The sequence below is a fragment of the Delftia sp. K82 genome, assembly GCF_002193035.1.
Classification (GTDB): domain Bacteria; phylum Pseudomonadota; class Gammaproteobacteria; order Burkholderiales; family Burkholderiaceae_C; genus Comamonas; species Comamonas acidovorans.
The window spans coordinates 3,419,652-3,440,304 of the sequence record NZ_MYFL01000001.1; the positions used below are offsets into that span (position 1 = coordinate 3,419,652).

22 protein-coding genes and 1 tRNA gene are annotated in these 20,653 nt (G+C 64.4%); 4 read left to right on the forward strand and 19 right to left on the reverse strand.

Annotated features, from left to right (window positions below; all coding sequences use genetic code 11):
* Nucleotides 1-11: 11 nt before the first annotated feature.
* The 14 genes from KDK82_RS15070 to KDK82_RS15135 all read right to left on the reverse strand — a co-directional run bounded on the left by KDK82_RS15070 (nt 12) and on the right by KDK82_RS15135 (nt 11,218).
* Nucleotides 12-1,127, reverse strand: coding sequence for a N4-gp56 family major capsid protein (locus tag KDK82_RS15070; RefSeq protein ID WP_013803292.1), 1,116 nt, complete (start codon nt 1,125-1,127; stop codon nt 12-14).
* Nucleotides 1,128-1,187: 60 nt separating this feature from the next.
* Nucleotides 1,188-1,394, reverse strand: a complete 207-nt coding sequence (locus KDK82_RS15075; protein ID WP_013803293.1) for a hypothetical protein — start codon at nt 1,392-1,394, stop codon at nt 1,188-1,190.
* An 8-nt stretch (nt 1,395-1,402) separates the two neighbouring features.
* Nucleotides 1,403-2,332, reverse strand: a complete 930-nt coding sequence (locus KDK82_RS15080; protein ID WP_034391700.1) for a hypothetical protein — start codon at nt 2,330-2,332, stop codon at nt 1,403-1,405.
* Between the two features lie 25 nt (nt 2,333-2,357).
* A complete protein-coding gene (locus tag KDK82_RS15085) occupies nt 2,358-2,879 on the reverse strand; it encodes a hypothetical protein (protein WP_080736826.1) in 522 nt (173 codons plus the stop codon).
* Nucleotides 2,876-3,520, reverse strand: coding sequence for a lysozyme (locus tag KDK82_RS15090; protein ID WP_237736647.1), 645 nt, complete (start codon nt 3,518-3,520; stop codon nt 2,876-2,878). Before KDK82_RS15090 ends, KDK82_RS15085 begins: the two co-directional genes overlap by 4 nt.
* 73 nt (nt 3,521-3,593) lie before the next feature.
* The gene (locus tag KDK82_RS15095) at nt 3,594-3,917 is read right to left on the reverse strand and encodes a holin (RefSeq protein WP_051940599.1); all 324 of its coding nucleotides are present in this window, start codon (nt 3,915-3,917) and stop codon (nt 3,594-3,596) included.
* Complete coding sequence (locus KDK82_RS15100; protein WP_088165348.1) at nt 3,907-6,246, reverse strand: hypothetical protein; 2,340 nt, start codon at nt 6,244-6,246, stop codon at nt 3,907-3,909. The genes KDK82_RS15095 and KDK82_RS15100 overlap by 11 nt, the downstream gene beginning before the upstream one ends.
* Nucleotides 6,233-6,655, reverse strand: coding sequence for a hypothetical protein (locus KDK82_RS15105; RefSeq protein WP_034391694.1), 423 nt, complete (start codon nt 6,653-6,655; stop codon nt 6,233-6,235). Before KDK82_RS15105 ends, KDK82_RS15100 begins: the two co-directional genes overlap by 14 nt.
* Nucleotides 6,656-6,684: 29 nt before the next feature.
* Nucleotides 6,685-8,040, reverse strand: a complete 1,356-nt coding sequence (locus KDK82_RS15110) for a PBSX family phage terminase large subunit (protein WP_088165349.1) — start codon at nt 8,038-8,040, stop codon at nt 6,685-6,687.
* The gene (locus KDK82_RS15115) at nt 8,037-8,813 is read right to left on the reverse strand and encodes a terminase small subunit (RefSeq protein WP_088165543.1); all 777 of its coding nucleotides are present in this window, start codon (nt 8,811-8,813) and stop codon (nt 8,037-8,039) included. The genes KDK82_RS15110 and KDK82_RS15115 overlap by 4 nt, the downstream gene beginning before the upstream one ends.
* A 13-nt stretch (nt 8,814-8,826) precedes the next feature.
* Nucleotides 8,827-9,192 carry a hypothetical protein gene (locus tag KDK82_RS15120; protein WP_034391692.1) on the reverse strand — a complete coding sequence of 122 codons (366 nt, stop codon included), beginning with the start codon at nt 9,190-9,192 and terminating at the stop codon, nt 8,827-8,829.
* 279 nt (nt 9,193-9,471) lie between these two features.
* Nucleotides 9,472-9,999, reverse strand: coding sequence for a hypothetical protein (locus tag KDK82_RS15125; RefSeq protein WP_088165350.1), 528 nt, complete (start codon nt 9,997-9,999; stop codon nt 9,472-9,474).
* Nucleotides 10,000-10,001: 2 nt separating this feature from the next.
* The gene (locus KDK82_RS15130; protein WP_088165544.1) at nt 10,002-10,973 is read right to left on the reverse strand and encodes a DUF1376 domain-containing protein; all 972 of its coding nucleotides are present in this window, start codon (nt 10,971-10,973) and stop codon (nt 10,002-10,004) included.
* The gene (locus KDK82_RS15135; RefSeq protein ID WP_141441628.1) at nt 10,970-11,218 is read right to left on the reverse strand and encodes a hypothetical protein; all 249 of its coding nucleotides are present in this window, start codon (nt 11,216-11,218) and stop codon (nt 10,970-10,972) included. The genes KDK82_RS15130 and KDK82_RS15135 overlap by 4 nt, the downstream gene beginning before the upstream one ends.
* Before the next feature lie 83 nt (nt 11,219-11,301).
* On the opposite strand from KDK82_RS15135, the gene KDK82_RS15140 reads away from it, so the two are divergent.
* The 3 genes from KDK82_RS15140 to KDK82_RS15150 all read left to right on the forward strand — a co-directional run bounded on the left by KDK82_RS15140 (nt 11,302) and on the right by KDK82_RS15150 (nt 12,894).
* A complete protein-coding gene (locus tag KDK82_RS15140; RefSeq protein ID WP_088165352.1) occupies nt 11,302-12,021 on the forward strand; it encodes a LexA family transcriptional regulator in 720 nt (239 codons plus the stop codon).
* 181 nt (nt 12,022-12,202) lie between these two features.
* On the forward strand, nt 12,203-12,544 hold the full coding sequence (locus tag KDK82_RS15145) for a hypothetical protein (protein WP_051940597.1): 342 nt from the start codon (nt 12,203-12,205) through the stop codon (nt 12,542-12,544).
* 44 nt (nt 12,545-12,588) lie between these two features.
* Nucleotides 12,589-12,894, forward strand: a complete 306-nt coding sequence (locus KDK82_RS15150; RefSeq protein WP_080736824.1) for an ogr/Delta-like zinc finger family protein — start codon at nt 12,589-12,591, stop codon at nt 12,892-12,894.
* Here KDK82_RS15150 and KDK82_RS15155 read toward each other — a convergent pair.
* The 5 genes from KDK82_RS15155 to KDK82_RS15175 form a co-directional block, all read right to left on the reverse strand.
* Nucleotides 12,888-14,195 (reverse strand): type II toxin-antitoxin system HipA family toxin, encoded by a 1,308-nt coding sequence (locus KDK82_RS15155; RefSeq protein ID WP_088165353.1) that lies wholly within the window; start codon nt 14,193-14,195, stop codon nt 12,888-12,890. The two genes, KDK82_RS15150 and KDK82_RS15155, sit on opposite strands and share 7 nt — an antisense overlap.
* Complete coding sequence (locus KDK82_RS15160) at nt 14,195-14,602, reverse strand: helix-turn-helix transcriptional regulator (protein WP_088165354.1); 408 nt, start codon at nt 14,600-14,602, stop codon at nt 14,195-14,197. The genes KDK82_RS15155 and KDK82_RS15160 overlap by 1 nt, the downstream gene beginning before the upstream one ends.
* Nucleotides 14,603-14,874: 272 nt before the next feature.
* A tRNA-Leu gene (locus tag KDK82_RS15165) sits at nt 14,875-14,961 on the reverse strand.
* Nucleotides 14,962-15,081: 120 nt separating this feature from the next.
* Nucleotides 15,082-18,297, reverse strand: coding sequence for an efflux RND transporter permease subunit (locus tag KDK82_RS15170; RefSeq protein ID WP_034391680.1), 3,216 nt, complete (start codon nt 18,295-18,297; stop codon nt 15,082-15,084).
* Nucleotides 18,294-19,529, reverse strand: a complete 1,236-nt coding sequence (locus KDK82_RS15175) for an efflux RND transporter periplasmic adaptor subunit (protein ID WP_088165355.1) — start codon at nt 19,527-19,529, stop codon at nt 18,294-18,296. The genes KDK82_RS15170 and KDK82_RS15175 overlap by 4 nt, the downstream gene beginning before the upstream one ends.
* Before the next feature lie 174 nt (nt 19,530-19,703).
* On the opposite strand from KDK82_RS15175, the gene hpnC reads away from it, so the two are divergent.
* Nucleotides 19,704-20,588 (forward strand): squalene synthase HpnC, encoded by an 885-nt coding sequence (gene hpnC / locus KDK82_RS15180; protein ID WP_088165356.1) that lies wholly within the window; start codon nt 19,704-19,706, stop codon nt 20,586-20,588.
* The last annotated feature ends 65 nt before the right edge of the window (nt 20,589-20,653 follow it).

Sequence of the window (20,653 nt, forward strand, 5' to 3'; positions counted from 1 at the left end):
TTCGGTGGGGATCAGCGCGAAGCAGCGGCCGTGTCGATGCCGTAGACGCCGTGGTCCTGCTTCTCGCCCTCGATCTCGAAGACCGACTTCTTGACGCCGAAGATGGACGACGTGGTGATCACGACCTGGTTGCCGTTGTCGCGGGTTTCCTCATGCCAGCCGTAGCGCATGCCCGTGCCCGGCGAGCCGAACGCCATCACGCCGGCCTGCGCACCCATGAACAGCGCGCGCGCCGTTTCCAGGTCGCCCGTGGCACCGTGGGTGTTGTGGCGAATCACGTTGCGGTGCGAGTGCAGCACCACGTTGCGGTACATGCCCAGCGCGCTCTTGAACAGCGGCGACTTGAAGCCCACCGCAGCGGCTGCAGCCTTTTGCAGTTCCAGCCAGCCGCCCGTGCCGGTTTCCTTGCGCAGGTCGTCTTCCTGGAAGGTGTGCATGACCATGACGAACACTTCCTCGCCATCGACCACGCAGGGCTGCATGACGGGGATGTTGGTGGCGCCGCCGCCTTGGCTGTCTGCGCGCACGCGGGCACGGTCCACCACAGCCAGCGACATCTTGTCGGTGGCATCCAGGTTGGCCACCGCCGTGGCATCGCCGCCGAACAGGTGCTGGTTGGGCGTAGGCGCCGTCAGCGGGTTCTTGGCACGGCCCTGGTAGCCCAACGGCAGGATGAAGTTGGCATTGACGCCGCGCGAGCCCGACAGGTAGGTGAAGGTCAGCTCGTCCTGGAAGCGGCCCCACCAGTTGGCCTGCTGCTGCTTGGCGCGCATGCGCAGATCGTGCAGCGTGCGCTTGCGCGACATACGGCCACCCGTGTTGACGCCGCCACGCGCCTGGTCGATGTACAGCTCATCGGTGTAGAAACGCTGCCCTTCTTCCTTGCCCTCCAGCACATCGTCGCCCTCGACGGGCGCCATGCGCAGCTCGGCCAGCAGGTCATAGCTGACCAGGTCACCCGCCTCGGATTCCAGATCCGTCAGCAGTTGGATTGGCGTCTTGGCGCCCTGGCCCACGGCCGCGAAGCGCTTGCCGAAGTACGAGGCTTGAGAGACATCGAGAGCCAGGTCGCCGGAAAAGCGCTTGACCGCGCGGGGGCTGTTCACGCCCACCACTGTTTTGCCCATAGGAGTGCTCCTGTGTGGTAGCGAGCACTCCAGCGCCCCGGTTGAAAAATGGTTCAGCCCTCAAGATGGCAGGCTTGGTACGGGCCGCGAGGCAGCTGCGATCTTTCGCACGCAGGTCTCGGGCTCCGCCGCGATCACCATGCGCGCGGCCTGCCCCTTCTTGTACTCCAGCTGGATGCGAACGCCGCCCACCTCCAGCACATCCCCCGTGCGCAACTCGATGAAGATGCGGCGCACGCCGGGCGTCGATGCTGCAGCCTGTGCCATGGGGCCCTTCACACCGAGCGCAGGAACTGCGCACGCTTTTCTTCGGACAGGCGGCCCAGCGCGCGCTCGTAGTCCAGGCCGGTGAGCTTGTCCAGCTCGGCGAACTCGTCGCCCGCGGGGTCGGCATCGCCTGCGCCGCCGGGCACGTCGGCCAGGTTGGTGACTATGTCGGACGGATCTGCCCGGCGTCGCATGTCCACGGACTTTTTGGTGGTGGGGATCCCATGCAGGGCCAGAACACGCCTGTGCGCTTCCTCCAGAAACCAGCGAAAAGGCCTGTGCTGGTTGGCGGGAGCTGCCCCAAGTGCCTTGACGAAAGCGTCCAGGTCAGCCTGTTTTTCCAAGTCCGCGTGGTAATTCACGCGACCCAGTTCAGGCATTTTTGCAGCGTCATCCAGGAACGTGTGGATGGAGTGGGTCCATGCATCCATTTCAGACTGCTGGCGCATTTCCGCAGAGACAGTGGCACGCGTTTTCACATCGCGTAGCTGGTCACGCTCATCTTGCAGCCTGTCCAGTTCAGCCTCCATTTCCGAGTGGTCCAGATCACCGTCGTTGAACCTGCGGCGGACTTCGGCCATGGCAGATTTGTTGGCCCAGACCTGGTCCTGGTAATCCAAGGGCAGATCCACCCTGTAGCCAGATGGCAACGGCTTAGAGGATCCCCCGGCGCCGTGGCGTTCGGCATTGTGGTCTGTTTCGGGCGAATGGCTCGTTGACGCTTCCGCCCCGGCTTTCAGCGTGGATGCTGGCGCGTCATCACTGTCACGGCCATCGGCTTGCCCCATTGGCTCATCTTCGGGGCTCCCATCGAGACTGCCACGGCCCAACGCAGCAAGTGCTGCCGCATTGTCCTCGCTGGGGTCATAGTCGTCTTCCTGCAACGTGGCGCGCTCGGCTTCGGACAGAAGGCGCAGTTGGTCGTCTTGATTGGTCATGGTTGGCAGTTCCTGATGTGCGTGCTCAAGGGAGATTGGCAGGCTTGGCACGGGGCCAGGCATCACCCATCAATCGGACGTCAGCGGCATGGCCATCAGCCGCTCGCGCGATGTCTGCACCGCGCTGTGCCATTCTTGTACCTCGCTCTGCCAGACTTTCGAGTAAGGCTGTGCAGGTGCTGGCGTACTGGGCAAGAGAGGGCCGGGTAGCTGCGCTGATACGTTCTGGCAAACCGGCGAAGTCACCGCGCAAGCCTGCAGCAGCAATGTGCATGTCGCGCAGGCTGCGCTCAAGATCCTGCTGGACCAGCGCATTGCGCTGCTGGGTACGTTGGAATGTGGCAAGTGCATCGTCAAGTCCCTTGGAAAAAGCAGCCATGTCCTGCGCGGCCTGGCGCACACGGGACAGTTCGTCGCTGACAGCCTGTTGCCTCAGTTGCTCCAGGCGCACTCCGTAGCGTTGATCCTGAGTCCACCACGCGCAACCTGCACCGAGGATGAAGGCCAGTCCTGCAGCCATGGACTGGACGAAGAAGCGGGAGCTCAAGGCATGACCCTCCACTCTCGGCAGATTTCGCCATTCGCATCGCCTCGCAGTTGCAGCCCCGGCAGCACGGTGGAAACGCCCTTGACCGTGCCCCTGTTCCAGCGAGGGTTCTCGTTGCAGGCCCCTGCCAGATCACCGGCGTTGGCTTTGCGCAGCAGCGTGCTGGAAGCCAGGCTACCCACCCCCTTGTTGTGCACGAAGTCGATGAATTGCCCTTGCACGAATGGGTCATACGCCGCCCAGTCCACAAGCATTTGCCGTGCATGGCGCTCTGCAATCAGGTAGCGGCCAAGTTCCAGTGCATAGCAGTCTGAGGAGCTGTACCAGCGGCCCGCCGTGACCCCCTCTCCAGTGACGCCATTGCAGACAGTCAGTGGCTGGCCCTTGCCCAGCTTGTCGACATAGGGCATTCCCACATGGCGCCCGCTGCTCTCGTAGAACGAGCCCAGTACCATCGCAACCTTCACGCCGGGCGAGGTTTGGGTATCTGCCGCAACGGCCTGCACATAGGGATCGTTGAGTGCCGGGCCGTCAATGTGCCGGGCCACGATTGCCCCTCCACTGCCCAACCCGGCCAGCAACACCAGCGCGGCCAGCCGGCCTGCCAGCCATGCCGGCACCTTGGAAGTCTGCTCAGCCATCATGCATTCCCCTGGGCATGCACCCATGGCCCGGCAGTTCGCCCAGGCAAGGCGGCGGTCCATCGATCTTGCTTCATTGCCCACCCTCCTCGTCTGGGGCATTGCGCGTACCGCTGCGGCGCATGAGGCTCATGCGCAATTCGTGCTCGGCCTGATCACGAGCCTCTTCCGCCAACTTCAGTTGAAATTCCTTGCGGCGGTAGTACCAGCTGACCGAAAAGCCTGCGACACCCACCACTATGCCGATAGCGACACCGGCTTCGGAGGTCAAGAGCCAGCCAAAGCCACCCAGTCCGAGTCCGCTCCAGCCGACCTTGCTGCTCATGGCCGCCGCCGCCCCAGCGTTTGTTGCGTTGGCCGCAGCTTCGAGCGCGGCCTGCGTGACGTCATTGCCCATCCATCACTCCTTGTTGTTCAAACTGGGCGAGGCGACCCGACATCGAATCGAGATGCTGGCGGCTCAAGGCCTGGATTTGCGCCACGCGCTCGCGCGAATCGGCCTCGATGCACGCCACCTGCAGGCGCACGTCCTCGTCTGCCCGGATCTGCAGCGTCTTGTTGGCGAGGTCTGCATTGGCCTTGGCAAGTTGCTGGCGCATGTTGTCCAGCTCGACATCCGCATCGCGCCGCACTGAGGCGGCCGCACCCGCCATGCGCAAGGCCAGAGCCTGGTCCCCGCCGCTGGCGCGCATGTGCTCGGCCTCGGCCTCCAGCTTCTCGGCACGGGCATTGACTTCACGGACCTTGGCCACCTGCTCGGCAAGCGCCTGGCGCGCGCCCTCCTGCTGCATTTGCAGGGCCTCGGCCTGGGCCTGCATCTGCTGCTGCATCTGTTGCTGCTCTTCGGGTGTAAGAGGTTTGGCGGGGTCGCGCTCACCGGTCAGCTTGCGCATCTCATCTGCGATCTGCTCCCTATTGGGCAGGTCGGAGTAGTCCATGGCGATGGTCAACAGGCGCAACGCAGCCTCGGGCGGCATGCGGCCGGCCATCTGTGAAAGCGACTCGAACATGACCTGGCGCAACGTGCCCGCATAGTCCTGCTCGGACACAATGAAATCAGCCAGGCTTGCTGTGATGTCGTTGAGGTAGCGCACGCTGCCATCCGGCTGCAGCTCGGGCAGGTTGATGCGTACCCAGTCGAGACGCCCTTTGTGGCCTGACAGACGAATGACCTTTTCCTCCGTGTACCACTGCTCGATCAGGCTCAGTTGCTTCTCGCCCTGGATCTGCACAGCCAGCCGGTGATTGTCGAATGGCTGTGTGGTCACGACCGATCCTTGCATCTGGCGCGCCTTGATCGCAATGCCGGAGCTGGCATTCGTCTGCCGGCCCAGGTTCTCGCTGCCGATGCCGGCGGACTTCTGTATCGCCTGGGTATCCAGGTTCATCATCTGCATCTGGCCGGAGGCCATCTCGCTGTCGCGGTGCACCTCGAATTTCCGTCCGGCGCGATAGATCACGACCCCATCGGGCTGATTGATTTCCTCGCGCGCCTCGTTGATATCGTCGAAGGCGCCCTTCTCGGCGAATATCTGGTTGGTGGACAACAGGAACAATGCTTTGCTGGCCCGCTTGTTCAGGTCCATTTGCAGATCGCGTACACGCCGCACCACGCCATAGGGCATGCGATCGCGGCCGCGGCGATAGCACCAGATGGGCGTGAGGCTGAAGCTGTTGTGCCGCATGGGCATGGGCCCCAGCGCAAGCAGATGGCCTTCGGTGAATACGGCCACGTGCATGCGCATGACCACCCGGTCCACGATGGCCCCGCCAGCCTGACCGATGGCTTGCATCAAAGCCTGGTCCCAGGGTTCAACGAACGCGCCCTTGAACGGCCCTTCGGTCACGACGCGAACCGAGGCCGGCATGCGGAACTGGCACTCGATCAACCGCACGCGGCGGCGCTGCTCGTCATCGGCATCGCCATAACCACTGGCCAGGCCACCCCGCGAATGCTGACTGGAGGAATGGCCCTGGTAATGGAATGCGTCCTCAGCCCACTGCTGCGCGCTGTGCTCCTGTCCCTGCTCCACTTCACGCTGCAGCACGTCGCGGCGAGCTGGATACATGGTGATGGCCACATCCTCGTCCACCCAACGGGTGCGGAAGATATAGCGCGCGTCGCTCAGATCGTTTTCCATTGCCATGGAGTCCCAGAGCACGTTGCGCCAGTCTTCGTACTTGGAGTAGATGATGTCCTTGGTTGGGTCGTTCCGTACCCCGTCGTCCAGCCAGCCGACCCCCACCTTGATGGTGTCTTCAAAAGCCCGGCTGCGGTTGAAGCCCGTGCGATTCACATCGGACACGTACTTGAGCACCTTGGTCTTGATGTCAGCCATCTGCACGCCTTCCTCGGTGCGTGGCAGCACGCTCCAGTCCACGCGCGCGCGCCGCTCCGTACCAATCAGCCAGTCGCACATCACGGCCACCTCGTTGAATACCAGGGGCACCTGGCCGCGCCCCTCCAGCGTGGCTGCGTCGGCAGGATCCCATTGGTCGCCGTCGTAGTAGTCGGCGTCGATGGACATCTGCAGGCGGTTCTCGGCCTGGATCTCGCGTTCGCGGTAGTACCAGCTCAGGAGCTTTCGCAGCGTATTGCGGGCCTCGGCCTGGTCCAGCGGATGCTGGGGCGCTGTGTCCACCACATCGAAAGCCGGCGGCTCATCGTTCAGGACGTGCTCGCCCACGCCTGCTCGGCGGTTGAAGCGGGGTTCAAGCAGGGACATATTCGGCCCCCACATCAGGAACGGTCAAAGCCTGCGCTGCAATTTCCTTGCCTTCCATCTTGATCACCAGGTGACCGAACTCGCGGCCCCGGCGCTCCCATGTCGGCTCGCTGGGCATGGCCACCAGATCAGGCAACCCTTCATTGATGATGGAGGCCACCCGCACCCAGTTGGCCCGGCTGGGTTCAATACCCAAAACCTCGCAAGCCTTCACGCACATGCGTGCAAGGTAAGACGGATGGTCATAGAGATAGGCGGCGCTCTCCATCACCACATACCAGGGCGCTTTGGGACGCAGACTGGGGATCAGGACCAGGGCCCTCTCTCCATTGATCCAGGTGTAGATGGCCAGCAGGTCGCCGTGCCGGCGGTGGAGGTGGGACTTGCGAAGATCGATGCATGCAGGCATGCCATGACAATGGCAGGCTTGGCACGGTCTCAACGCGCCATGCCGCCTCCGCGCCGCCGATTCCTCATCGCGCCCTGGGTCGCGTTATCCATGCGCGGCAGGGCCATGGCCAGATAGCGCCACACATCTGCGCCGTGGCTGGCGTCGTCATGCAGCGGCGCGCCAGGCTCCTGGGTTCGGGGGTCTACCTGGCGTCGATACCGGCTCAGGCAATCCAGCAATTGGGCGCACCTGCCGGCATCGACATAGGCCTGGGCAAAGATGCCACGCGCCATCCGTATGCCGGCCTCCAGCCCGAATCGCTCGAGCACCTCGACCTCTCGGCCCATATCCTGCAGGATCTGCTGCGAAGTCTGCCCGGTCTTGAAATCTCCATGCGCGCCATCGTGCGGGAGGAAGTCTGTGCCCCATAGATAGGGGAGTTTTTCCATCTCCTGCACGTACCACTCCAAGGTCTTCTGGTGGCCTTGCATGAAATGAATGATCCGAAAGTCCACGGCCGTGCGCTGCACGAAAGCGATCGCCATGTCGTCGGCCCATCCCAGGTCCCAGACAGTATGCACGGGCAACCTGGGATTGCAGGGGACGGGGCAAACGCGGCCGTCGTTGTGCAGGCGCTCTACCTCCTTGGCGTAGATGGCACCAGCCAGACTGCGTCTGGGACGGCCCTCCCAGATGTTCCAATAGCTGTCTGGATCACGCTTGAAATGGCGTCCCCGTTCCTTGTCCAGCACATCGGGAAACCATGGGTTGTCGCGCCAGTTGATTTCGCAGAGCCAAGTATCACCATCCGCATGGGTGATGAAGCGGTCATAGGTTGGGTCACTGGCCAGGCCAGGATTGAGCGTCAGCCAGATCTCGGATCCTGGACGCCGAATGGTGGGCACCAGCACCTCCCAACTGCCCGCGCTGACGCCCTGCGCCTCCTCCACCCAGACGATATCGATGGCCTCGAACGACTTGATGGAGTTCACCGTATGGGCCTGCAGGCCTGCGAACAGGATCAGTGTTCCGTTGGCTCCGCGGATTTCCGTACCCAGCACCTCGTAGAACGCCCCCAACCCCAGGGCCTCGATCTGGTCCTGCAACAGGCGATGCACGGACTCGCGCATGGACTTCTGCACCTCGCGCGCACAAAGGATGCGCAAGGGGCGGTTGCTGCCCAGCACCAGCAAGGCCATGGCCACGGACCACGACTTCGCGCCTCCGCGGCCACCGTACATGACCTTGAACCGCCGCGGCTCGAAGAGCGGCCTGAGCTTGAGCGGGAACTCGACGGTGACGCGCGAGCGCTCGACCTCATAGTCGGCTGCAAAATCAGGAGGCTCGCCCGAAGGCAGGCTGTCGAGCGCGAGCATCGGCAATTCATCAGACATGGTGCTCATGCACGCTCCTCGCGAGGATCGTCACTGCGCCGGGGTGGCTCAATGAAATGCACTTCGAAGTGCCCCATGCCCATGCTTTTCTGAGCGGTGTCCCGCTGGTACAGGCCGTGATAGCGCATCAGTTTCTCTATCACATCCAACTGGCTGCGGAGGCTGATCTCCGTGCCGTACTTGCCTTCCTTTGCGCCACCGAACAGCGCCAGCGCACCCCGCCCAAGGCCGCGCGTGTCCTTGACGACCGTGCGTGGCAGGCCGGCGCCAAAACACTCAGGACACTCCGCCAGGGGGGGACGGTGGGCCTCGTAGCCCACCCCGCCGAGCTCGGGAAAGTCCTGAAATTGCTTGCCGGCATCAATCCACTTTTCACGCTTGGAGTTGTACTCGGACAGCGTGTACTGGTAGTCATGGGCGGCTCCGTAGCAATGCCGGCAGCACGATACGTGAACCTCGACCAGATCGCGCGGATCGGCCATCAGCATTTCATGGAGCCGGCGCACCACTTCCTCGGCCCGAACCTCGGCGTGCTCCGCGACGCGCTGGCTGCACTCCCTGACATAGTCCTGCACCCGTGGATCCTTCAGCAGCCTGGCGCCCTGAGATGCCGCAGAGGATGGACTGTAGCCTGCGGCGACTGCCGCCCGCGTGGCATTGAAACCCGATGCAACGTACTCCCGTGCAAAGCAACGATGCCGCTCCTGCGTGCTGCTGTGCTGACGGGAGGAGGAGACTTGCTCCCCCCCGGAAAGGACGGTGTTGGAGATTAGCGTTTTCATGCCTGCGAACCTGTCAGGCTTGGGACGCGCCATCAGGCAGGCCCGAAGAATTCGCCGGCACCTCGCGACGGTCGCAGATCAGTCGGTAGCGCAGAACAGGCTTGCGCCCGGGCAATTCGGTGAGCCTGGCTTGGACCAGGCCCCGCCCCGTCAGGTACTGCAGCGCCCAATCGATCTCTCCTTTTGAACGCCCTAGCGCCAGCACCAGTTCGCAATGGAAGAACCAGCGGTCCGGCATTTGCTGCAGATGGCGCAACAATGCGTCCGTACCACTGCCTGGGCGCACGACTCCGGCAGGGCGAGGGTTGTGATTCCTGGGCCTGCCATCCTTTCGGCCTTGCAGTTGCCCCGCCAGCCAGTTGATCGCTTCGTCTCCCATACGTTCAGACCTTTCCTGCACGGGCTTCAGCCAGGCTCAGATGTGGCAACCAACGAGCCGATCCGGCATGGATGGCGCACACCGGGCCGCGCCGTTCAGGCCACTGGAATACGTTGTTGCGAAAAAGCGTGGAATTCAAGGTTCTACCCTTTCAATGGAAGGCTGGGAAACGGGGCGGCTCTGGGCACGGCAGGGGGCGATTGGTGCCACAGCGCAGCAGGCAGTGACGTCAGGACGACGGAGATAGGCTGTGGAGGGCATTCGGACAAGTCTGGACAGTCATCGCGGCCACCCATCCATGCTCAGGGCCTGCATGGCATTGCGAAGCACTGCGCGGGTGATGGTCTGGTCACCGGCCCGGGTTCGGGCCAGGATGCGGCGCGCCCAGTCCTTGCCATCGCCTACAGGCACCAGTTGCACACGGACAGGCGAAGCACCAGGTGCTGGCAGACGAGCCCACCCCTGCAACTCGGCATGTGTGCTGCGGGGGGTGGCGGCACGGCACAGCGCTTCAAACTGAGGCAGGTGCGGCGGGAAATCCGGATGGGCCGCAGGCAGTCGGGCCACGGCAGTTTCAATCACACTGGAGTCGTATTTCGCCAGCGCTGCGCTCCAGACACGCATGGCCGCGCGGACCCCGAGATCTCGCCCGCCATCATCCAGAACGCCTGTGGCGAATTTGCTCAGAAACAGCGAACCGTAGGACCCCTGCATGACCAGGAACAGGTTTTTCACGGCGGAACTCGCGGCCTGCTGCCGGAGCTCTCCCGTTATCGCAACGGACGACAGGGCAGAAATGCTCTGCATGCCTACGCCTCCATGATGGCCGCGTAAGCTGCGCCGTGCCTGCCCACGGGGACGGAGCGACGAATAGCGGCCCTCGTCGGTGGCGGAAGTGCGGCAGCCAGCCATTCCAGCGGTTGCAGCGGCCTGGCCTGGGCGCAGGCACGCAGCCTGTCGATCAACGCATCGTCACCATGGACCTTGCGCAACCCACCAAGGAAGGACCGTGCCTGTCTTTCCGGCGTACCCGAGTTGACCAGCAGAGACAGCCCATAGCCGAAAATGATCTCGCTGCAGTCGCTGGCAGGAACGGGCTGGCGGATCGAACCGCCAGGATTGGAGCGAACATCAGGGTGTCCCTGTCTCTTTCCCTTTCCCTGTCCCTTGGAGGCGCTTTCCGCAGAGACCGCAACACAGCCTCCACGGGACACCGGAGCACTGCCCCCAGGGACACTGTCATCTTGTTCCCCCGGACATGCGTAACCGTCCCCGGACATGGACAGCACCTGTCCGGTGGGACGGCCGCAATCTATCCATTCCTCATACGATGGACGGCGCACATCTGTCCCGTGCCTGTCGTTGTGCTTTTTGATGCGGCTGCATTCGGTGCGCCAACGCTGCAGCAACTTGGCACTCCAGGCGTCGCGAACCTTCTCCGCTACCACCGCGTGGTGGTAGCGTCCGTCGCTGCATAGCACCCAGCCTCGCATGGCTCCCTCACGCACGCGTTTCCACTTGGGGTCAATACGTCCCCGCAGGGCATAGCCCGCCTGTTTCGCGATCCAGGCATCGTTGTCCGGCATGGAGCCAGCGGGAACTTGGTGCCAGGCGGCAGACCACAGCAGCACGGCGGCCCAGCATGCATCGGGGGTCTCATTGGCCGCCAGGTCCGAATCCCTCAGCCGGGCTACATCCAGTGGCATGAACGGAAAGTCGGAAAGATCACAGTCGCAGGGCACCATGGGATCAGGCAGAACGGCATTGCATTGGCTTGTCATGCGCACCTCCCATGGCCTATCGAGCGAGCTTCGTTCTGGAAACGAGCCCTTTCGGTCAATGGCAGCGCATCCAGGGAAAACCTGCCGCCCCCCAAAGCCACCATCACGTCAGCCAGCCCCAACTCCACTTTCCCGCCGCCATAGACCAGCTTGCTGAGCAGCCCTGGCGTGGTGCCACACCGCTCGGCGAACTCGGCACGCCCGCGACGATCCAGTTCACAAAAAAACAATTTGAATGGGTTCATGCAGCACATGATACCCAAGGAACCCATAAAAAGATACCCAAAGGTATCTTGTACCCACAGGTACTCAACGCGAAAATCAGCCCATGGATCAGCACACACGCCTGCAACAACTTCTTACAATCGTCTGCTCGGAATTCACCCAAGGCAATCGGGCCGCGATGGCACGCGCCATAGGAAAGGACGCAAGCTACGTCAACCGACTTTTCTACCCTCAAGACAAGAAGGGCGCCAAAGGAATTGGGCAAGAGTTGATGGAAGCCACGCGGACGGCATTCGATCTGCCGCGCGGATTTTGGGAAATGACACCCAATGAGGCAGCCGCAGCTCTAAAGCACACCCCCCACCTGGTGGAAAATACCAACAAGAAACTCACACGAGACGAAATAGTGATTCGACAGTACTCCACAGGTGGCGCCATGGGCGGCGGACTGGTCTTGCGAGACCAACCCGGCGTCATCAACAGCTGGAGCGTGAACAGTGAGTGGGCCCAGAAAAACCTCCCCTACGTGACGTCCTACGACAACCTGGCCATCGTGACGGGCTTTGGAGACTCCATGCTGGGGATGTTCAATCCAGGCGATCCACTCCTGGTGGACACTGGCGTCAGGGAGTGCGAGTTCGATGGCGTCTACTTCTTCTCGGTCGACGGAGAAGGTTTTATCAAGCGCCTTCAGCGAATTCCCGGCGAGGGCATTCTGGTGATCAGCGAGAACAAGAAATACCGGGAGTGGTACATCAAACCCGGCATGAACCTTCAGATCCTGGCCAAGGTGCTGCGCGCCTGGGAAAGCAAAGTCTACTAACCCGCACAGAAGACTACCAAGCCACCCTCAGGGGTGGCTTTTTTTGTCAACAATACCCATAAATACCCAAAGGACAATACCTAAAGAACCATCAAAAACAGAACCTTAAGGTATATTCAAGACATCGGTTCCAGCAACCACGCACACCCACCTCGCCTTGCCACATCGATTGCAGACAGCCATGAAAGCAAACGCGTCTACAGCCTGCTGGGCCCACACGGCGGCATCCAGCCATGCCAGCAGCGAAGGCCACGAGCAGTATCTCGCCGAGTACCTGGATGCCTACGTGCTGGAAAACTACGGACCGCCTTGGGTCGCCGAGTTCATCCAGGAGGCCTTGCATGACATGCCCTACCGCGTTGCCCAACAGATTGCCATCGATGGTGAAAAGCAATGTCCAAAGGGCCTCGAAAGCATGGGCATCACGCTGGACGCCTGGATAGGCGGCTACGCCCGCATGCGTGCAACGCAAGTGCTCACCCCAAGACCAGGAAGCCTGGCATCCCATAAGCCCTGCTGTTGAACAGCCGCTCATACCGTCAACTGGCCTCGAAAGGAACATGACCCATGCGAATGATGTGCCCACACTGCAATGAACACGCGTACACACGCACCAGCTTGCAATTGACCAACACCAGCCGGGAAACCATATTCCAGTGCCGCAACTTCGAATGTGGCCACGTATTTTCAGCAGTGACGGAGATCAACCGCACTATCTCTCCCAGCGCCATCCCCAATCCGTCTGTGATACTTCCGATAAGCACACACATCAAGCGCCGGGAAGTCGCACGACAGATGGCAGCCATGCCATTGTCAGAATTCGATGCACAGCAACATCGCGATACTGAGCCAGCCGCCCATATGGCTCAGTGATCACCCCTAAGCAGAAAGCGCCGTGCCTGGTCGCGCGCCCCGTCGAAGATCTGCCGGGCCATAGGCTGCGGCACGCTGGCCGGCAGGCGCGGCTGCAGCCGGTCGATGGCGCCATCCAGCGCCTCGACCATCTCCACCATGCTTTCCCACAGGCCTGCGATGCGCGTGGTCTCGGCCAAGGCCTTCCAGTGGCGGCGCTGGATCTCGGCCAGGCGGTAGTGGCGGCTGCGCCCCGGCAGGGCCATGGCCATCCTGGCGCGCTGGCGGGCAATCTTGCCGTGGCCGTGACCGATGATGGGCCAGGCCGACAGCACGTCGTACAGAGGCGTCATCTCATAGCCGCCGCCCGGCTGCAGGAACACCGAGAAATTCTTGGCATGCCCGTCCGTGGCCGCCAGCAGCCAGAACGCCAGCTGGGCCATCACGAAGCGGGCGCAATCCTGGGCAGGCTCGCTGCCATGCTGCAGCACCTGCAGGCACTGCAGCATGCCGGGCCCGCCGTGGGTCTCGTACTTGTTGGCGCTGGCAACGCCGCGCACCTGGCAGAAATCTTCCTGGGGCAGACGCGCAATCCAGCCCTGGGCCGTCCAGGCGCGGTCAAAGCGCTCCACGCACAGCACCTGCTGCCCGCCAAAGCTCTCGATGCTGCTGTCGGCCACGGCAAAGCCCAGCTCGGCCAGCAGGCGGGCGCACAGCCACTCATTGGCCACTGACTCGCTCAGGTCGTAGTGCCAGTGCGGCACCACGCCGATGGCCGGCTTCAGGATATGCGTGGTCGGCGTCGCACCCAGCGGGCGGCACCACTGGTCGCCCTGGCGCAGCACCGCCGTCTTCTCCTGCGCACCGGCAATGGACAGCCGGAACTCCTGGTCCACCTCCAGCGCACCAAACCCGCCACCCAGGCTGGCTAGGTGCTCTGCAATCTGCGCCTCGCTCAGCGGCTCGAAGCGCACCTGGTCGAACCCTTCGGGCACGGCCCCCTCGGGCAGCAGCTGCACGGCACCCACGCAATCGCGGCCAATGGCTTCCAGCAGCGAAAACGCATCGATCCCGCGCAGCCCGAAGCGCTGGTGAATGCGCCGGCGAATGCCCTCACCGTCCGGCAGCAGGTTGTCGAAATAGTGGGCCACCACCTCGCCCGCCACCGTCAGGTCGCGGGTGAAGGGCATGGACAGCGACAGCGGCCGCGCATGCGCGCTCTGCGGCCAGGCCGGGTCATAGGCGAACACATGGCGGCCCGTGCGCGTGACCTCCCAGGTGCCCACCCGCTCCCCATTCATCCAGACGCCCAGCGCCGCCATCACCAGGACCCTTTCGGCTTGCGGTCCTGCCAGTGCGGCGGCAGCGCCTGCGGCTTGAAGGTCACGGGGCGGTCGGCAGGCTTGCGGGGCACGTTGTCACCCGCGTACGGTTGTGGAGCTGGCTCGGCAACCCTCAACGCAGCAGGCACAGGCCCAGGCACAGGTGCAGACGCAGAAGAAGCCACCGCATCCGCCCTGGGCCGCATGAGCAGATCGGCATCCAGCAGCTGCAGGATCTCCATCAGCTGGCGCACGCTGATGGCGGCCGGGTCACGCTCTATCGCCGCCACACGCGACTGGGACACGCCCAGCCGCTGTGCCAGTTGGGCCTGGCTCACGCCAGCGGCCTTGCGCAGCGACTTCAGGTGCAGCGCAAGCTGATCGGGCAGTTGCAACAGGTGGTCCATGGTGTTCTCCTGGCCAGGGCATTCAAAATATCATCTCAAGATGATTAATTCAAATTATTACCTCAAGATAATATTGCAAATATATCATGCTCAGGTGATATTTTCATTTATCTCGCTACAAGCCTTCCAAGAACGTTGCTGTGGCATAGCGGCATCACATCCACACACCTGTTACCCCCACGTCCGTGACATGCAGAGGCGAAAAAAAACCCGTTTTCGTCGAAGAAAACGGGTTTAAGTGAGATTAGGCGTACTTTGCCTTTTCTCTATTGTGGTGCGCGGGGGGGGACTCGAACCCCCACACCATTGCTGGCGTCAGGACCTAAACCTGGTGCGTCTACCAATTTCGCCACCCGCGCTGGTTCTTGGGGGAGCCGCCTGCGCAGCGGCTCCTAGGTCAGGGCGCAGATTCTAGCCGCAATTGCGGGGTGGATTGCCATACCCCGGATTTGAGCGGCGGCCTCTGCGTTTTCGCCGCATCAATGCGTGGGCTCGCGGCGCACGCGGAACACGGCGGCGTACATGGCCGGCAGGGCCAGCAGTGTCAGCACCGTGGCCACGATCAGCCCGCCCATGATGGCCACGGCCATGGGGCCCCAGAACACGCTGCGCGACAGCGGGATCATGGCCAGCACGGCGGCGGCGGCCGTCAGCACGATGGGGCGCAGGCGGCGCACGGCGGCTTCGATGATGGCGTCCCAGGCCGGCACGCCGCGCGCGCGGTCGGTCTCGATCTGGTCGATCAGGATCACCGAATTGCGCTGGATCATGCCCATCAGCGCCACCACGCCCAGCAGCGCAACGAAGCCGAAGGGCCGGCCCAACAGCAGCAGCGCCGCCGCCACGCCGGGAATGCCCAGCGGCCCGGTGATGAACACCAGCAGTGAACGGCTGACACTGCGCAGCTGCAGCATGAGCAGCGTGAAGGTGAGGAACAGCATCACGGGCACACCAGCGACGATGGCGTCCGAGCCCTTGGAGCTTTCCTCCACGGCGCCGGCCACATCGATGCGGTAGGCCGTGTCGCCCGCAGCGTGCCAGCGCGCCTCGATCTCGCGCAGGCCCGGCAGCAGCGCATGGGTCAGCGTTGCGCCCTGCAGGCCTTCGCGCACATCGCCCTGCACCGTGATGGCGAACATGCGCTTTTCTCGCCACATCACGCCGGGCTCCCAGACCATCACGGGCTTGGCGATCTGCGTGAGCGGGATCGACTTGCCCGACGCCGTGGGCAGGTAGGCGTTGGCGATGTCGGTGATGGCGTCGCGCTCCGAATACGGCGTGCGCAGCACGATGTCGATGAGCTTGTCACCCTCGCGGAACTGGCCCACGGTGGAGCCGCTGAGCATGACCCGGGCCGCCTGTGCGATGGCCTGGCTGCTCACGCCCAGGGCGCGCGCCTTGTCCTGGTCCACCTCCAGGCGCACGGCCTTGACGGACTCGTTCCAGTTGTCGTTCACGCCGCGCATGTCGGCGTTGGCGATCATGACCTGCTTGACCTCGTCGGCATAGGCACGCAGCTTTTGCGGATCGGTGCCGGACACGCGGAACTGCACCGGATAGGGCACGGGAGGCCCGTTGGGCAGCAGCTTGACGCGGCCCCGCACCTCGGGGAACTCCTGGGCCAGCAGCGCCGGCAGCGATTTGCGCAGACGCTCGCGCGTGGGCAGGTCCTGGGCGACCAGGATGAACTGCGAGACGTTGTTCTGCGGGAACACCTGGTCCAGCGGCAGGTAGAAACGCGGCACGCCCGAGCCCACCCACTCGCTGACCGTGCGCACGCCGTCCAGCTGCATGAAGCGCTCTTCCACACGGCGCGTGACGGCTTCGTTGGCGGCCAGCGACGTGCCCTCGGGGAACCAGATGTCCACCAGCACTTCGGGCCGGCTGGAATCCGGGAAGAACTGCTGCTGCACGCGCGACATGCCCACCAGGCCCAGCGCGAAGACCAGCACCGTGATGGCGATGGTCAGCCAGCGGTGCGTCACGCACCAGTTCACGGCGCGCCGGAAGCGGTTGTAGAACGGGCTGTCGAAGACTTCATGCTCGGCCGACGATGCATTGAGGTTGGTCTCCTCGATGGGCACCTCGCCCGAGGCCACCTCGGGCGGCAGCGTGGCCGCGTGCGGCGGGCGCTTGAGCAGCAGCATGCCCAGGTAGGGCACGAAGTACACCGAGGCGAACCAGCTGAGCACCAGCGCAATCACCGTCACCGCGAAGATGGCGAAGGTGTACTCGCCCGTCATGGACTTGGCCATGCCGATGGGCAGGAAGCCCGCCGCCGTGATCAGCGTGCCGGTCAGCATGGGCTTGGCCGTGATCTCGTAGGCGAAGGTGGCGGCGCGGTACTTCTCGTAGCCCTCCTCCATCTTGCGCACCATCATCTCCACGGCAATGATGGCGTCGTCCACCAGCAGGCCCAGCGCGATGATCAGCGAGCCCAGCGACACCTTGTGCAGGCCGATGTTCCAGTACCACATGGCCAGGAAGGTCGCGGCCAGCACCAGCGGAATGGTGATGGCCACCACCAGGCCCGGGCGCGGATCGATGTACCAGCGCTTCCACAGCGGCTGGTGGCCCTCGCGCTTGTGCAGGCCCAGGCTGATGAAGCTCACGGCCAGCACCACCACCACGGCCTCGATCAGCACCTGCAGGAATTCGTTGACCGAATCGGCCACCGCCTTGGGCTGGTCCTGCATGTTGGCCAGCTCCACCCCGGCCGGCAGCGTACGCGCGATGTCGCCCACGGCGCCGCGCAGGGACTTGCCCAGACGGATGATGTCGCCGCCCTTGGTCATGGACACGCCCAGGGCAATGGTCTCGCGGCCCTGGTGGCGTACCTTCACATTGGCCGGATCGGCATAGCCGCGGCGGATCTCGGCGATATCGCCCAGGCGCAGCTGCGCGCCCGATGCGCCGCGGATCGGCATGGCGCGCAGCTCGTCCACCGCCAGGAACTGGCCGGCCACGCGTACCTGCACATCCTCGCGCGGCGTCTGCAGCACGCCTGCGCCCTCGATGGCGTTTTGCTGGCCCAGTTGGCCCAGCACCTGGTTCATGTCCAGGCCCAGCTGCGACAGGCGGCGCTGCGACAGCTCGATGTAGACCTTCTCGTCCTGCACGCCGAACAGCTCGACCTTGGCCACATCGGGCACGCGCAGCAGGCGCTGGCGCACGTCGTCGGCCATGGTCTTGAGCTCGGCGTAGCTGAAGCCGTCGGCCTGCAGGGCGTAGATCACGCCATAGACATCGCCGAACTCGTCATTGAAGAACGGCCCCTGCACGCCCTGCGGCAGGGTGTAGCGCATGTCGCCGATCTTCTTGCGCACCGTGTACCACAGCTGCTGGACATCGCCGGGGCGCGAGTTGTCCTTGAGCTGGAAGATGATCATCGACTCGCCGGGCTTGGAGTAGCTGCTGATCTTGTCGGCGTAGGGCACCTCCTGCAGCGTGCGCTCGATCTTGTCGGTGACCTGCTCGGCCATCTGCTGCGCCGTGGCGCCGGGCCAGTTGGTGCGCACCACCATGGCGCGGAAGGTGAAGGGCGGGTCCTCGTCCTGCCCCAGCTGGAAGTACGAGGCAAAGCCCAGCAGGAGCAGCACGACGATGAAATAGCGCGTCAGCGCCACATGGTCCAGCGCCCAGCGCGAAAGATTGAAGTGCCCGCCCTGCGGCGCCTTGTGTTTGGGCCCGCTCATTGGGCCGCTCCGCTGGGCGCAGCGCCTGCGGCGGCAGGCGCCTGTGCAGGCAGTGTCTGTTGCGGTCGCTGCTGTGCCGGCTGCGGGGCCTTGTCATAACGGTCCTGATAGACCGTGACCTTCTGGCCTGGCGTGAGCACATGCACGCCGGCGGCCACCACCTGCATGCCGGGCGTCAGTCCTGCGGCAATCACGGCCTCGTTGCCATCGGCCGTGGCCAGTTGCACGGGCTGCAGCTTCACCGTGCTGCTGGCGGCATCGAACACCCACACGGCCGTGCCCTGGCCACCGCCGCCTTCCTGGCGCAGCGCGGTGGTGGGCAGCTTGATCACGGGCTGGCCCGTGGGGCCCATGCCCTCGGGCAGTGCGTGGACCGTGGCACCCAGCGGCGGCACGGCGGCGGCGTCCGAAGTGGGCAGTGCCACCTTCACCTGGTAGGTTCGCGTGACGGGATCGGCACTGGCCGCCACCTCGCGCACCTGGCCCTGCAGCGGCTGCATGCCGGCCGACCAGGGGCGCACATTCACCTTCTGGCCCACGCGGATGGCGCCGCGCTTGTCCTCCGGCACCACGAACACCACGTCGCGCGGGCCGTCCTGGGCAATGCGCACCACGGGCGATCCGGCCGACACCACCTGGCCGGGCTCGGCGTCTATGCCGGTCACCACGCCGGGCACATCGGCCAGCAGCTGCGCGTAGGACTCCTGATTGCTCTGCGATGCCAGCTGCGCCTTGGCCTGGTCCAGCGTGGCCTGGGCGGACTTGAGCGTGGCCTCGCGCCGCTCCAGCTCCGCACCGCTGATGAAATTCTGCGCCTGCAGCTGCGAGTAACGCCTCACATCGGCGGCGGCAAGATCGCGCTGCGTGGTCGCGGCCGCCACCTGGGCGCGCGCGGCGTCAGCTCCCAGCCGGTAGTCGCTGGCATCGAGCCGCGCCAGCAACTGGCCTGCCTGCACGTGCTGGCCCAGTTCCACCTCGCGGCGAACGAGCTTGCCAGCCACGCGAAAGCCCAGGCGCGACTCTATGCGCGCGCGCACCTCGCCCGCGTACTCCAGCTGCGTGTCCAGCGCGCCCACGCCTACGGTGAGCAGCTTGACGGCGCGCACCGGCTCGGGCGGCGGCTCGGCCTTGGAGCAGGCGCCCAGCGCCAGCGCGGCGGCCAGGCACAGAGGGGCAAGAAGAAGATGGCGCGGCAAAGCGGGCGCGGCAGGGTTCGATGGCAAGTCGGGCATGTGGATCCGGGAGGGCTGGTGCGAAAAGCGGCTGCGGGCTGCAAGGTCCGGGCAACATGCCGCGGCAGCTGGCTGGCGCCGTTTACTGACTGACGGGTTAGTAATTTAGGAGAAGCCCTTGAGCCCGTCAAGTGAAATGCATGGCCTTGCGCGCAGCATCGACAATCGGCCACCGTGAAGTCCAACGCTCCCACCCTGCCCGCCTCCCCCGCCCCGGTCACGCACTACGAGAACTTTCCCGTTGCGTCCTGGCTGTGCCCGCCCCGCTTGCGCCCGCCGATTGCCGCGCTCTACCACTTCGCACGCACTGCAGACGATCTGGCCGACGAGGGCGACGCCACGCCGTCCGAGCGCCTGGCCGCGCTGGCCGCCTACCGTGCCGACCTGATGGCGCTGGGCACCGAAGGCGAGGCCTCCATGCTCGCCCGCACGGCCTGGCCTCTTGTCTTTGCAGGGCTGGCGCCGCAAGTACGCGCCCACAAGCTGCCGCTGGCGCTGATGGACGACCTGCTCAGCGCCTTCGCGCAGGACGTGCACAAGACCGAATCCGGCACCACCTACGCCGACCGCGCCGAGCTGCTCGACTACTGCCGCCGCTCGGCCAACCCCGTGGGCCGGCTGCTGCTGCATCTGTACGGGGTGGATGATGCCGAATCGCTGGCCCGCAGCGACGCCATCTGCACCGCTCTGCAATTGATCAATTTCTGGCAGGACTTCAGCGTGGACCTGCCGCGCGGGCGCCACTACCTGACCGATGCCGACTGCGCCACCCATGGCGTGCGGCGTGAAGACCTGCGCGCCGAGCCCGCTGCCCTGACCCCTGCCGTGCGCGCGCTGTTGGCCGACCAATCGGCCTGGGCGCGCGCCCTGATGCTGTCCGGCGCACCGCTGGTGCACCGCCTGCCGGGCCGCATCGGCTGGGAGCTGCGTCTGGTGGTGCAAGGCGGGCTGCGCATCCTGGACAAGGTCGATGCGCTGCAGGGCGCCAGCCTTTACCGCCGCCCCACCGTCGGCAAGGCCGATGCGCCGCTGCTGCTGTGGCGCGCCCTGCGCATGTGATGGCGGGCCGGCCGTTGCGACACCCAGGCTTTGGCTCCCAGCCGTCCATGGGACAATCCGGCCCC